Raw genomic sequence first — 14,300 nt, 5'->3', positions numbered from 1 at the left:
CGTGAACCCGTTTCTCAGAAAGGGGTCGTTTTTGGCTGCCTGTCCCCCTTCCGAAGGGGTCACTTTTCCATGCCGCTTAACACGCAGGGCGCTCACGCCGTCCTCATTGTGGATCAGGCCGCATGGCATACCAGTCAGAAGCTGGATGTTCCCTACAATATCACCATTCTCCCGCTGCCTCCCCGGGCTCCTGAACTGAACCCGGTGGAAAATCTCTGGCAGTTCCTGCGCAATACATGGCTCTCAAACAGGATCTTCAGAACCTATGACGATATCGTTGATATCGCCTGCCATGCCTGGAACCAGCTCGTCAATCAACCATGGCGCATCATGTCAATCGGACTGCGCAATTGGGCTCATGGGTTATAGCAATCAACGGTTGGTATGAGCCTGCTCCATGACGCGACCGAGGCCATTGTTGTGATCAATGAAAAAAATGATGTCATTTTTTTCAACACCGGCGCGGAAAAGCTGTGGGGTTATACGCAGGACGAGGTTCTTGGCCATAACGTCAGGATGCTGGTGCCGGATTTTGCCCGGCAGGGACATGATGGCTACATCACCCGTAACCGCGAGACGGATATCAACGTCATTGTCGGCACGTCGCGGGAAATCATATTCGAAAACAGGCATGGCGATTACATCACGGGCGAACTGACGCTGTCATCAAGCCCGATCGGCCCGAAGGGTGAAAAATACTACCTGGCGTCCATCAAGGCCGTAACGGAAGAAAACCACCGCAAGAAACTGCTGGACCTGCAGAATACGGTCTTCCAGTCCCTTTCGACCGAAATGCAGATCCAGGATGTGGCTGATCTTATCTGTCGCGAGGTTGAAAATTTTGTTCCCGATACCGTCGCCATCCTGGTCCTGATTGATGAAGAACATCGCCTGCGCGTCCTGTCCGGTCCCGGCCTGCCCCGACGTTACGCCGCGGCGCTGGAGAACGTGACCCTGTCCGATGCGGACATCATGGCCCTGTCCAATGACCTGGACGAGGCCGCGACAGTCGTGTGGGACAGTTACAAATCCCTTGGGGTGTCGCTTGGCCTTCATAATTGCTGGGCATCCGCCATCAAGGCAGGCAGTGGGAAGATATCGGGAATATTCGCCCTGTTTTCACGCAACCTGAATAAAGTCAGCGACTGGCCCCGGAAAATCGTGGCAGGCTGCGTGCCGTTCTGCAGCGTGCTGATCGAACAGTATGATGCTCGGCATCATATTTCCCAACTGGCGAATTATGATCCCCTGACGGGTTTCCTCAACCGGACCGCCATCCACAAGGTCCTGAAAACCCAGGAGGGCAAGCCGGGCGATAACCATTTCGCGGTGCTGATGCTCAATCTGGACCGTTTCCGCGATATTAACGATGCGCTGGGACATGCGAACGGGGACGATTTCCTGAAGGCCGTGGCCATACGGATCAAAAGCCTGTGTCGTAGCCATTATATCCTCAGCCGGGCAGGCGGGGATGAATTCGTCATCATCCTGCCTGACACCAGGGCCGCCAATGCAACGGCATTTGCCGAAACGCTGATCGCGGGGATGGAGGAACCCATCGAAATCGGGGGCAATTTCCTTGCGGCCTCGGTTAGTGTGGGGATCAGCATGTTTCCTGAAAACGGGCCGGACAGTGAATCCCTGATCGGCCATGCCGAAGCCGCAATGCGTCTTGCCAAGAAGGAAGCGCGGGGCACATTCCGCGTCGCAACACCGGAAGACCATGCCGCGGCGCAGGATCGTCTTGTCCTTGGGTCCGCCCTGCGTGAATCCCTGGCCAAGGGATTGCTGAACCTGCATTACCAGCCGCAGATCGAGGCAAAGACAGGGGGCCTGTACGGGGTGGAAGCCCTGTCACGGTGGCATCATCCACATCTGGGTAATATTTTCCCGTCGCGCTTCATCGCGGTGGCGGAAGATACCGGGCAGATCGAGGCGATCGGTGCCTGGTGTCTGGAAGAAGCCTGTCGCCAGATTGTCGCATGGGACCATGATGGCGTCGTGATTCCGGCTGTATCGGTCAATCTGTCCGCGGGACATTTCCGCAAGCGTCAGTTGCCTGAAATGATTTCCAACCTGCTGACGCGCTTCGGTATCGCACCGACGCGGTTGACGGTAGAAATAACCGAAAGCGTCATGATGGACGAAAACAAGGATACGATGGACGTGCTGCATGCCATCCGGAACCTGAATGTCGGTCTGTCCATGGATGATTTCGGCACGGGTTATTCATCCCTGTCGCGCCTGACCCGTCTGCCGCTGACGGAAATCAAGATTGACCGCAGCTTCATCATGAATCTGGAACATGATGCAAATGCGCAGGCCGTGACCACCGCCGTCATTGGTATCGGTAACCGTCTGGGCATGACAGTTGTTACTGAAGGGGTTGAAACCGAAGCGCAGTACGAACTTCTGGAAAGCCTGCATTGTGATGTCATGCAGGGCTACCTGTTCGCGAAGCCCATGGCACCCAGGGATCTTGAAACGTGGTTCAGGCAGCCACGCAAAATCATGCCAGCGATGCGCAAGGCATTGAGCAAGAAGCAGAGTTCAGGTCAGGCCAAATCAAAGTAATAAAAGTTTCTGGCTGCCGTATCTTTTCAAAAAGGCAGCGTTCGCTGAAGCCTTCTGAAAAAAAGCCTTACCAACAATTTTTACGACAGGGCAGTCTTCAGGAGGTAACTGGTGCAGATAGGGAAGCAGATATTTCATCTGCTTCCCTGATTGGCCTACATTGTCATGTATTCGCAGAATACGTGCCTGTTCAGGCTGTAAGGCGCGGCATATCGGTTACGGCCGTATTGTTCTTTTCAACGGCATAGGGACCACCTGCCAGAATTTCGATGCAGAGCAGGCGCATGGAGGTAGCGCGATGCACGCCCAGATGCAGGGATGACTGCCCATCCGTCCATCGGCAGGGAACGTTGCGTGGCGCGTACCAGCCATCGTACCATCCTGCCGGTGCATTTTGTGCAAGATGGGCTGTGATGGCACGCGTGGTATTGCCCTCGAACAGTTTGATGTCCTTGACCAGCACTCCCAGTTGGCGGCGATCATCCACATACGGGCCGATTGTATCCGATGGGCGGGCGGTACGGGACATGATGCGCACGTCCTGCACGCCGGGTGGAATCATGAAAAAGACAAACCCGTTGGCCGCGCGTATCTGGTGGATGACGGCATTCGTTTCCGTCAGCAGGTAAAGTGCGGGATCGTCAGTCAGGACAGGGGCTTTGGATACGTTTTCGCGGCCTGCCGCAATCGCCCGTGCCTCGATCTGGCGAAAAAGGGGTTCGGCAAAATCAGGGCTGACATCAAGGGGGGCCGCGGCATCATGTGCCCAGTCACGCACCTTCTCGCCAATGCGGATGACATTGCCATCCTGCTGGAAGGCACGGCGGTTGCCGGTATCAAGATAGCTTTCCGTCAGCATGCCATCGGCCATGATGACAGAATGCTCTTCCGTTTCGATGTGATGGTAGTCATAGGACGTGATGGAACGGTCATGGAAGATCGACCGCCCGTTGACCAGCATGCGGGCAGGGATGAACCGGCCATCAAAAAACAGGCAATGTTCGGCCGTTATCAACATGTCCTTGCAGGGCACGCCGTCGGCAATGGCGTTCTGCAGGATACGCACGGGGTATCCCGCTTCGTCATCGGGCATGCCTGCACGGACATGTGCCCGCGCCTTGCCTGTCCATGTCACCCTGCGCGGGACCAGTTGACCATCCACCAGCGCCAGGACTTCATCATTTTCCCGGAGATCCTCTACCGCAACCGCGCCAGACGGGGTGGAGATCATCGAACCCGGCAGGAAACAGACCAGCACGCCAGTATCCCCCGTGCTGTTGACGGGGGTGGTGCTGATATACAGGTTTCCATCCTTGGTTGTCTGAAAGAGGTTGTGCTGTGTCGCGTAATCGTAAAAATCACCCTGAACCTGAATGGTCTGGCCGGTAGTCGTGACGATATTGGTGCTGTCGCCGGACTGCGATACGGAGGCAATGGCCGTCGCATCAGGAATTTCTATGGTTGCGCCCGACTGGTCAAAGCCGGTGATGCTGGGGAATTCCAGAATGGATACATTGGACCCGGGCGTGATGACCAGCGTTCCGCCACCCGTCCCGAAATTGACCGTTGATCCCCCCAGGGCTGCGATGGCATCGGCCCCCTGGACCTGATTGATCATCAGTGTACCACCATTCTCGATATTGTAGGTGGTGCCGGACAGGGCGGAAATGGCATCTTCACCCGCCAGGGTAACCGTTCCCCCGTTCGCGGTAATCGTGGTGCCGGTCAGGGCGGATACAAGGGACCCGTCGGTTCCGGTCAGTGTTACATGCGCCCCGTCTTCCGACGTGACGGAATAGGGGCTCAGCAGACCGATGACGGTCGGGGCGAAGGAAAGGGTCGCATTGACATTGCTTCCTTCAAATGTGGCGCTGCCGCCGCCTACTCCCGCGACGCCCGCTACCCACAATGCCGGAGCGAGAACATAATCACCGCTGCTATCGACGTTGTTTCCGTATGCATAAAGAATTTTCGTATCAGCCATTTTTATTTATCCTTATTGTGTTCAAATATTCATTTTAAAATTGCGATAACGGATTTTTATTTTGATAAATAACATGACTGGCGCCTTTTTTCTGGAACGGTTCAAGCCGGGAAGTCCATAAAATCTGAATTCGCAGTCTATTTTATAAAAATGATCAATCCGTAAACGAACGGTCAGCGTCTGGTGCCGTGGACCTGAAAAAATACGCGCCCGTTTTGGGAAAGGCGGGTGGTCCTGCGTCATGTTTCATATGTGTTTGTGCCGCCGGATGGATGGAAGGGGCTGATCCATCAGGAGCGCGCCCAGGCCTGTTCCTGTTCCGCAATGATACGGATCCTGCGGTGCAGGGTGGACCGGCTGACACCCAGCATGCGGGCGGCGACCGCCACCTTGCCGCGTGCGCTGGCCAGTGCCGTATGGATGGCCATGGTCTGGGCTTCGCGCAGTGGCGCGGTCGGGGCGGGGATGGCCGTGTCATCAAGCAGGCACAGGCTGACATCCGCCAGGGGGGGAATGCCCATCTGCGCACGCGCGGCATGGGTCGCCCCCACCACGTGCCGGTCGCGGTCCAGCGCGACCAGCGGAACGGATGCACCCACCGCATTGCCCAGCAGCATGATGGCGTGGCCGCGATATCGGTCCATGAAACAGGCCTGTTCGATCTGCTGCGCGGCCTGCAGCAGGTTCGATGCGATTAGTATGCCCAGGCTGCCATCAGGCGATGGATGGAACGAACTGGCATTGAGCGCGCCCGCCATCCGGCCCGATGCGTCATAAACCGGCGTCGCAATCCCCGCCAGCCCATGCAGGCCGCTGCGCCAGTGCTGGTTGCGGTGCACGCTTATGCTGCGCCGTTCGGCCAGGCAGGTGCCGATGCCGTTTGTCCCGGCATGGCGTTCGTCCCACACCGCGCCGGGCCAGAAATGCCACCGGCGGCAACCGCGCCGGAGGGGGCTGGTCGCCTGATGTGTCAGCACGATGCCATCCATATCTGATAGCATGACAGTATAACCGACCGGGGCAAGGGCCGTATGCAGCCGTTCCATTTCCGGCCCTGCAAAATATAGCAGCCTGCCCATGCGCAGGCATGCCTGCCGCAGTTCCGCGCCCGACAATACATCCGGCAGGGTGGCGGTCGTGGGGTCGAGGCCGTACTCATGCCGGCAGCGCTGCCATGAGGCCTCAAGCCCCGTCTGGAGCGTATCCATGGCGGGAAAGGCGGAAGCAGGACGCAAAAAGCTGGGGCCATGCAGCATGCTGTTTCTTTGCGTTCAGTGTTTCAGGGATGCTGGCGGATAAACACCTGCCTGAGTGTCGCGGTTTCGCGACACTTCGTACGCGCCGCGTCACATGGGCGTGAAGGGGGCGCGGTGCATCCTTGTCCACAATGGCGCAATGCGTGTGTGCTGCACACAGCCCGGCGGCATGCACAGGCGCAGTGCTGCGGGACCAGAAAAAAACAGGGGAAATAACCATGCAAATAGCGCGTGAAACGCTGCTGCGCTCCTACCGGGCCATGCGGACCATCCGCATGTTCGAAGAGCGCCTGCATGTTGAATTCGCCACGGGGGAAATACCCGGTTTCGTTCATCTGTATTGTGGTGAGGAAGCATCCGCCGTGGGCGTGTGCGCCAACCTGACGGATAACGACACCATAGCCAGCACCCATCGCGGCCACGGCCACTGCATTGCCAAGGGCGTGGGTGTCGCGGGCATGATGGCCGAAATCTATGGCCGCAGTACCGGGGTATGCCGTGGCAAGGGCGGTTCGATGCATATTGCCGACCTGGCATGCGGCATGCTGGGGGCGAACGGGATCGTGGGCGGCGGGCCGCCGCTGATCTGTGGCGCGGCGCTGTCGCACAAGACCCTGCGCGACGGTGGGGTGGCCGTGGCGTTCTATGGCGATGGCGCGTCGAACGAGGGATCGACGCTGGAAAGCCTCAACCTGGCGTCCGTATGGAACCTGCCCGCCGTCTTCGTGGTGGAAGATAACGGCTATGGCGAGGCCACCGGCGCGTCCTATGCCTGCGCTGGCACGCAGGGGGCGCGGGCAGCGGGATTTGGCATGCCCTATATCGAATGTGACGGGTCGGACTACTTCGCTGTCCATCAGGCGGCGGGTGAGGCGATTGCCCATGCGCGCGAAGGCAAGGGGCCGGTCATGCTGCATGTCCACCTGGCGCGCTGGTACGGACATTTTGAAGGCGATGCCATGACCTACCGCGCGGCGGATGAAGTGGCGATCGCCAAACGCGACCATGACTGTCTCAAGCTGTTCCGCACGCGCGTGACGGAGGCCGGTCTGTTTGAAGGCAGCGAACTCGATGAGGTCGACGCCGCCGTCGCGGATGAAATCGAGGCCGCCGTGGTGCAGGCCAAGGACGACCCGCTGCCGCAATCCGCCGACCTGCTTGCGGATGTGTACGTCCGTTACTGACCCCTATCCCCAACGAGGCTGCCTGAAAAACCGGACCGGGAAACATCCTGCAATCATAAGGGAGTTTCTGGTGAAGCTTTTTTGGAAAACGGCGATATCCGGAAACTTTCATTTTTTATCGGCAAGCCGTTTTCAAGCGGCCTCCAGTGCATGGAAGAAATGAACCATGAGCAAGAAAAGCTTTCGACAGGCGATCAATGAAGCCCTGCGGCAGGAAATGCGCCGGGATCCCACCGTCATCCTGATGGGTGAAGATGTCGCGGGCGGGCGTGGTGGATCGGCTGGCGTAAAGGACGCATGGGGCGGCGTGCTGGGCGTGACCAAGGGATTGCTGGAGGAATTTGGCGACACCCGTGTTCTGGACACCCCCATTACCGAGGCATCATATATCGGGGCCGCCGCAGGCGCCGCCGTGACCGGACTGCGGCCGGTGGCGGAACTGATGTTTGTCGATTTCGTCGGCTGCTGCCTTGACCAGATCATGAACCAGGCGGCCAAGTTCCGGTACATGTTTGGTGGCAAGGCCCGCACGCCGCTGGTGATCCGCGCCATGTTCGGCGCGGGCTTCAATGCCGCCGCCCAGCACAGTCAGGCGCTGTATCCGCTGTTTACCCATATTCCCGGCCTGAAGGTCGTGATACCGTCCTCACCCTATGAAGCCAAGGGGCTGCTGATTTCAGCCATCCGCGATGATGATCCCGTCATTTTCCTTGAAAACAAGGTGATGTATGATGAGGAGGAAGACGTGCCGGATGAACCCTATGCCATCCCGTTTGGCGAAGCCAACCTGACGCGGGAAGGGCGGGATGTCACCATCGTCGCCTTTGGCCGCATGGTCGGGCTGGCCAACCAGGCGGCCGACCGGCTGGAAAGGAAGGGGATCAGTTGCACGGTCATTGACCCGCGTACGACCTCCCCGCTGGATCGCGACACCATTTTGGAATGCGTGGCCGATACCGGGCGACTGGTGATCGTTGATGAATCCAGCCCACGGTGCAACATGGCCACCGATATCGCGGCCATTGTGGCGGAGGAAGCGTTCGATACCCTGCGCGCCCCGATCCGTCGGGTGGTGCCGCCGCATACGCCGGTTCCCTTCGCCACCGTTCTGGAAACGCTGTACCTGCCCAGCGTGGACAGGATCGAGGCCGCCGTGAACGCCATCATGGCCCACCGCGTAGTGGAGAAAGTCTGACATGACCCATGACATAACCCCCATCACCATGCCCAAATTCGGGCTGGCCATGACCGAAGGCAAGATTGCCGGGTGGATGGTCGAACCGGATACGGCCATAAAAACCGGCGACGAACTGGTTGATATCGAAACCAGCAAGATCACCAATGCCTTTGAAAGTCCCGTTACCGGCACGCTGCGGCGGCAGGTCGCAGGCAACGGGGAAATGCTGCCCGTGGGCGCATTGATTGGCGTGGTGGCCGATCCGGCGGTGCCCGATACGGATATTGACGCCTTCATTACCCGCTTCCAGGCTGAATTTGCCGCATCAGCCGATGCGCAGTCGGATAGCGCGCCGGCTGATGAACCGGTCATGATGACGGTGGGTGGTCATACCCTGCGCGTGCATGAACGTGGGGAAGGCGATGGCACGCCCCTGCTGCTGATCCACGGGTTTGGCGGTGACCTGAAAAACTGGATGCTCAACCACGCGGCCCTTGCGCACGGGCGGCGCGTCATTGCCTTTGACCTGCCGGGACATGGCGAATCATCAAAGGATGTCGGGCCAGGCACGCTGGCATTCTTCGCTGATGTTACGGCGCAGCTTCTGGCGCAGCTTAAAATCGAACAGGCGCATGTCATGGGGCATTCGCTGGGTGGTGGTATTGCGCTGACACTGGCGCAGGCCGCGCCGCAGAGCGTGGCCTCGCTGGTGCTGGTGGCGCCCGCCGGGCTTGGGCCGCAGATCAATATGACTTTCATCAACGGCTTTATCGAGGCCGATCGCGTGCGCGCGGTGCAGGATGTGCTGAAATACCTCGTGCATGACAAATCGCTGATCGGGCGGCGCATGTCTGATGACGTGCTGCGCTACAAACGGCTGGATGGGGTGCAGGCTGCCCTGCGTACGGTTGCGGATGCCTGTTTCCCGGGCGGCCATCAGGGCGATGACCTGCGCCCCGTGCTGGCGGCGGTGGATGTTCCGGTAACGGTGATATGGGGCCGGGAGGATGAAATCCTGCCCGTGACACAGGCTGATGGCCTGTCCATTGCCGTTGAACGGCACATCCTGCCCGATATCGGGCACATGCCCCAGCTTGAAAGCGCAGGCAAGGTCAATGAAATGGTGGAGGAATTCATGAAGTCGAAAGTCGTCGCCACGTAAGGACAAAAATCTGCATACAGGCTGCAGTCAGCGTCATATAATCAAATAAAGAGAATAAAAGTTTTTGGGTGCCGCCTTTTTTCAAAAAGGCGGCATTCCTGTATGTTCTGTTTTTGAAATGATACTGCAGGCATTATCATGAATTGCCGGATATTCCACACAGCCGATCCGGAAATATTCCTTCAGGCGGGGAACTGTTACGTATAAAAAACGATAGTGGATATGGTTCCCTTTTCACCTGTAATGTTTCGTATTACGAAAAATTTTCCGTGATTGCAGGTCACCAGAAGGTGTGCCGCCCGGACTTGCCACGCCACCCCCAATGTGTATTCACTTGGAGCATAACAAAGCGGCAAAGCAAGAACAGCCAGACTGGAAAACCAGTTACGGCGCGGGAATAATAATAATGTTTGTCGGAATTGATCTGGGCACGTCCGCCCTGAAGGCCGTTCTGGTTGACGGCAACCAGCATGTAATAGGCAGCCATTCATATCCGTTGCGTGTCAGTTCCCCCAGGCCGGGCTGGAATGAACAGGCGCCGCAGGACTGGTGGACGGCGCTGCTGGGCGCCATGGACGCGCTGGCAGCAGCGCACCCGGCCGAAATGGCGCAGGTTAAGGGCATGGGCCTGTCCGGTCAGCAGCATGGCGCGGTCCTGCTGGGGCGGGAAGGTGACGTGCTGCGTCCGTGCATCCTGTGGAATGACGTGCGCGCGGTGGCGCAGTGCGCGGAATTTGAACGCAGGTTTCCCCAGAGCCGTGAAATATGCGGCAACATCGCCATGCCGGGCTTTACCGCGCCCAAGCTGTTATGGGTGGCGGAACATGAACCGGCGGTCTTCGCCGCCACCCGCCATGTCCTGCTGCCCAAGGCATGGCTGCGTTACCGCATGACCGGCGACATGATCGAGGACATGTCGGATGCAGCGGGTTCGCTGTGGCTGGATGTGGGGCGCCGCTGCTGGTCCGATAATGCGCTGGCGGCGACCGGGTTGCGGCGTGATGACATGCCAGCCCTGGTGGAAGGCACGGCACCGGCTGGCGTGCTGGATGCGGCGCTGGCCCGCCGGTGGGGGATGAAAGCGCGCCCCGTCATGGCGGGGGGCGCGGGCGATAATGCCGCGGGCGCCGTGGGGCTGGGGGCGGTCAGGGCAGGGTCGTCTTTCCTGTCGCTGGGGACATCGGGTGTGCTGTGGGTGACAACCGACCGGTTCCGGCCGCATCCACAGGGCGGGATCCATGCTTTCTGCCATGCCGTGCCCGATACGTGGCACCAGATGGGGGTGACGCTGTCGGCTGCGTCTTCGCTGGCGTGGTGGGCGCGCACGACCGGCATGGCGGAGCCCGACCTGCTGGCGGAACTGCCCGCGCGTGTGACGTGGCCATCGCCTGTTGTATTCCTGCCTTATCTGTCGGGTGAGCGGACACCTTATAATGACGGGCGGATCCGTGGCATGTTTGCCGGCCTGTCCCACAATACCACTCGCGCGGACATGACGCAGGCCGTGCTGGAAGGTGTCGCCTTTTCCTTCCGTGACGTGGTGGATGCGCTGGCGGATGCCGGTTCCATCGTGACGCAGGCGGACGTGATCGGTGGCGGATCCAACAGCCGCACATGGGTTTCCATCCTGTCCAGTGTCACGGGGCTGTCGCTGCATCGGCTGGCGCATGGGGAACAGGGGGGTGCATTTGGCGCCGCCCGCCTGGCCCGCATCGCCGTCACGGGGGAAGCGGTGGACGCCGTGTGCCTGCCACGGCAGCGCGAGGAAACACTGGATCCCGATCCCGAACTGGCCCGCGCCTATGCCGCGCCACTGGCGTTTTACCGCAGGCTTTATCCTGCCCTTCGTTCCGCAATGGATGCACAGGCCACCTGAATGGGTGCCGTGTCACGCCTGTGGCATGTCCCGACCGGGGAAAAGGCTGTTATAGCCTGTAACGACCATGTCGCCCATATCGGCATGAACAGGGGAACGGAGAGCATTATGAAAACAGGCCTATTCAACAGGACATTATACAGCGCATGTGCAGCCGCCGTGCTGGGGCTTCTGCCCCCCGTGGCGGCGGTTGCGCGCGATAGCGTGGACCATGGTGCGGCCCCGTCGGGCAATATCAGCGTTGTCGCGCGTTTTTACGACATGCAGCCATCGGGCATCGCAGCCCTGCCTGATGGGCGTATTGTACTGGCTTTCCCGCGCAGCGCCGCCGACCATAAGGGACCGCGTCTGGGCGTGCTGAACAAAGGCAAGGCCATCGCCTTTCCCGATGAGGCGACGCAGGCGCGTTTTGTCTCCCCCCTTGGCATGACGGTGGATACAACCGGTCGGCTGTGGATCGTGGATGAAGGGATCGTTGCCGGACAGAAGACACCGGCCGCCCCGTCGCTGATCGGGCTGGATGGACATACCGGGCAGATCGTGGCGACCATACCGCTGGGCGCTGGTGCGACACGGTCTGACAGCCATGTCAATGACGTGCGTGTGGACATGACGCATGGCGCGCAGGGCACCGCCTATGTCAGTGATACCTCGCTTATGGATCATCCGGCGATCATCGTGGTCGACATCGCAACCGGACATGCGCGGCGGGTGCTGGAAAACGCCCCATCGACCCGTGCGGAGCCGGGCTTCGCCATGGAACTGGACGGTCAGATGCTGCGTTATGACATGGCGCACCCGGCCATGGGACAGGGGGGCATTGATGGCGTGACGCTCAGCACGGATTCAAGCCGCCTGTACTGGCAGCCCCTGTCCAGCCGCAGGCTTTACAGCGCGCCCACGGCCCTTCTGGCCGACCCTGCCGTCAAGCCTGCGCAACTGGAACGCGCCGTGCGTGACGAAGGGGAGGATTCCGTGGTCGATGGCATGGCCACTGGCCCGGACAATACCCTGTACCTGACGGATATCGAACGCCACGCGGTGCTGCGCCGGACGGCGGACGGCCATCTGTCCGTTGTCGCGCATGATCCGCGCCTGATCGCCCCCGATGGACTGACCCTGAAGGACGACGCCCTGTGGCTGACGGTCGCCCAGTGGGGACGGCTGCCCGTGTTCCATGACGGTCACGACATGGAAGAGCGGCCATGGCTGGTGGTGCGCATTCCCCTGAAATAAGCCTGAAGGGCAAGCTGGAAAGAACGCATAATAATGGCGCATGACAGGCAGACCGCCCATGGATCCGGTATCGTGAACCTGATTGCGGGGGTCGCCGCCACGGGCGGCCTCCTGTTCGGGTATGATACCGGCATCATTTCCGCAGCCCTGCTGCAGATCACCGCCGATTTCACCCTGGGCACACTGGGACAGCAGATCGTGACATCCGCCATCGTGGCCGGGGCGCTGGGGGGCTGCCTTGTGGCGGCCCCGCTGTCGGACCGGCTGGGACGGCGCTACATGATCATGTTCGCGGCCCTTGTGTTCATTGTCGGCACGCTGGTCGCGTCCCTGTCGCCCGGGGTAGTGGTGCTGGTCTGCGCACGGTTCATACTCGGGCTGGCGGTGGGCATGTGTTCGCAGATCGTGCCGGTCTATATCGCGGAGATCGCCCCACGTGAAAAACGCGGGCAGATGGTGGTCCTGTTCCAGCTTGCGGTTGTGTCTGGCATCCTTGTGTCCTTTATCGCGGGGTACCTGTGTCGGAATCAGTCATGGCGGCTGATGTTCGGGCTTGGCATCGTGCCTGCCATCATCCTGTTTGTCGGCATGTCGGTCCTGCCACGCAGTCCGCGCTGGCTGGCCATGAAGGGAAACCTTGAAGGTGCGTTCGAGGTGCTGCAGCGCCTGCGCAGCGACCCGCAGGCCGCGCGGACGGAACTGGATTCCATTGTCGCCATGCACGATGAACAGGCCCCGTGGTCCGCGCTGCTGCAGCCATGGGTGCGCCCGGCGGTGATTGCATCGGTCGGGGTGGCGTTGTTCTGCCAGATTACGGGTATCAATGCGGTGCTGTATTATGCACCGACCATTTTCGCAGGTGTCGGCTTCGGGCAGGCTTCGGCCCTGCTGACCTCGATTGCCATCGGGGTCGCCATGGTGCTGTCCACCGCGTTTGGCAGTTGGGCAGTAGATGCATGGGGACGGCGCAGGCTGCTGCTGCGGCTTATTCCCGGTGCCGTTGTCTCCCTTATGGTGCTGGCAACAATGTTTGCCATCGGGTCAACCCATGGCATCAATACATGGATAACGGCGGCAGCCGTGGTCTGTTACGCCATATTCAATGTGGGCAGCCTGTCTGTCGCCATATGGCTGGTGGGGGCGGAGGTCTATCCCCTGTCGTGCCGCAGCAAGGGCATGAGCCTGGTGGCGGCGACGCACTGGACGGCGGACCTGCTGATTTCCCTGACCACGCTGTCGCTGGTGCAGGCGCTGGGGGCAGCAGGTACGTTCTGGATGTATGCCGCAATCAACCTGATCGCATTTGCATTTGTATGGCGTTATGTGCCCGAAACGCGCGGACGGTCACTGGAAGAAATCGAAGCGGCGCTTAAGGCGGGCACGTTCAACAGCCTGACCTGATACGCTGTTTGAAGATGAATAATAAACATATAGAGGTTTCCGGTTGTCGTCTTTTAGCAGTCTGTCGGGTTGGCCATTTTGAGGGTTATAAGGTCGAGGCTGACCCGGCTTATGCCGCCTGAAGCCGTGCCATTCTTTTGCAGTTATATGCGAGTGCAACGAGGGTCCATTCGGTCGTGACTTTTGCAAGGCCACGCAGGCTGAACCTTCTGAACCCCATGATGCTTTTGATAATTCCAAAGACCGGTTCAACGGTCTGTTTTCGTAGTCTGTAAACATCTCCGGCTTCTGTGGTTTCCAGCCTGTCCTTCATGGCAAGCCGCCAGGGTTCGGTTATCCGGCGTGGCTCCCTGCTTTCAGGAAGTGGCCGGAAATCATATGGCCTGCGGGCACAGGGCCGTCCAATGGCGACCAGCGGATCGATGCCTTTTTTCCGCAGGTCCCGGACCG

12 protein-coding genes are annotated in these 14,300 nt (G+C 59.7%); 8 read left to right on the top strand and 4 right to left on the bottom strand.

Translation table 11 applies throughout. The annotated features are described in order from the left end of the window. On the top strand, window positions 1-369 hold a 369-nt coding region (locus GEU01_RS16115; protein WP_232272583.1), incomplete at its 5' end, for a transposase. Between the two features lie 15 nt (window positions 370-384). Further along, on the top strand, window positions 385-2,574 hold the full coding sequence (locus tag GEU01_RS16110; RefSeq protein WP_019086896.1) for an EAL domain-containing protein: 2,190 nt from the start codon (window positions 385-387) through the stop codon (window positions 2,572-2,574). Here GEU01_RS16110 and GEU01_RS25845 read toward each other — a convergent pair. From GEU01_RS25845 to GEU01_RS16100, 3 genes are all read right to left on the bottom strand, one after another. Continuing rightward, window positions 2,566-2,712 (bottom strand): hypothetical protein, encoded by a 147-nt coding sequence (locus tag GEU01_RS25845; RefSeq protein WP_155820509.1) that lies wholly within the window; start codon window positions 2,710-2,712, stop codon window positions 2,566-2,568. The two genes, GEU01_RS16110 and GEU01_RS25845, sit on opposite strands and share 9 nt — an antisense overlap. Window positions 2,713-2,764: 52 nt before the next feature. Then, window positions 2,765-4,558 carry a Hint domain-containing protein gene (locus GEU01_RS16105; protein WP_019086895.1) on the bottom strand — a complete coding sequence of 598 codons (1,794 nt, stop codon included), beginning with the start codon at window positions 4,556-4,558 and terminating at the stop codon, window positions 2,765-2,767. A 290-nt stretch (window positions 4,559-4,848) separates the two neighbouring features. Further along, a complete protein-coding gene (locus GEU01_RS16100) occupies window positions 4,849-5,814 on the bottom strand; it encodes a helix-turn-helix domain-containing protein (protein WP_019086894.1) in 966 nt (321 codons plus the stop codon). A gap of 218 nt (window positions 5,815-6,032) precedes the next feature. Between GEU01_RS16100 and GEU01_RS16095 the strand changes: the two genes are divergently transcribed. From GEU01_RS16095 to GEU01_RS16070, 6 genes are all read left to right on the top strand, one after another. Continuing rightward, a complete protein-coding gene (locus GEU01_RS16095) occupies window positions 6,033-6,998 on the top strand; it encodes a thiamine pyrophosphate-dependent dehydrogenase E1 component subunit alpha (protein ID WP_026018804.1) in 966 nt (321 codons plus the stop codon). A 166-nt stretch (window positions 6,999-7,164) separates the two neighbouring features. After that, on the top strand, window positions 7,165-8,193 hold the full coding sequence (locus GEU01_RS16090; protein ID WP_019086892.1) for an alpha-ketoacid dehydrogenase subunit beta: 1,029 nt from the start codon (window positions 7,165-7,167) through the stop codon (window positions 8,191-8,193). Window position 8,194: 1 nt separating this feature from the next. Beyond that, window positions 8,195-9,337: an acetoin dehydrogenase dihydrolipoyllysine-residue acetyltransferase subunit gene (locus GEU01_RS16085; protein WP_019086891.1), complete on the top strand. Its 1,143-nt coding sequence runs from the start codon at window positions 8,195-8,197 to the stop codon at window positions 9,335-9,337. Window positions 9,338-9,743: 406 nt separating this feature from the next. Beyond that, window positions 9,744-11,213: a xylulokinase gene (xylB, locus tag GEU01_RS16080; protein ID WP_019086890.1), complete on the top strand. Its 1,470-nt coding sequence runs from the start codon at window positions 9,744-9,746 to the stop codon at window positions 11,211-11,213. Between the two features lie 108 nt (window positions 11,214-11,321). Then, entirely contained in the window at window positions 11,322-12,449 is a 1,128-nt protein-coding gene (locus GEU01_RS16075) for an L-dopachrome tautomerase-related protein (RefSeq protein WP_026018803.1), read from the top strand. A gap of 33 nt (window positions 12,450-12,482) precedes the next feature. Continuing rightward, window positions 12,483-13,850: a sugar porter family MFS transporter gene (locus GEU01_RS16070; protein WP_019086888.1), complete on the top strand. Its 1,368-nt coding sequence runs from the start codon at window positions 12,483-12,485 to the stop codon at window positions 13,848-13,850. A 109-nt stretch (window positions 13,851-13,959) separates the two neighbouring features. Here GEU01_RS16070 and GEU01_RS26950 read toward each other — a convergent pair. Next, on the bottom strand, window positions 13,960-14,300 hold a 341-nt coding region (locus GEU01_RS26950), incomplete at its 5' end, for a transposase (RefSeq protein WP_010515861.1).

It is taken from the genome of Komagataeibacter europaeus LMG 18890, from assembly GCF_000285295.1.
Classification (GTDB): domain Bacteria; phylum Pseudomonadota; class Alphaproteobacteria; order Acetobacterales; family Acetobacteraceae; genus Komagataeibacter; species Komagataeibacter europaeus.
The sequence above is the reverse complement of the archived record's forward strand: the minus strand, read 5'-3'. Positions and strand labels throughout refer to the sequence as shown.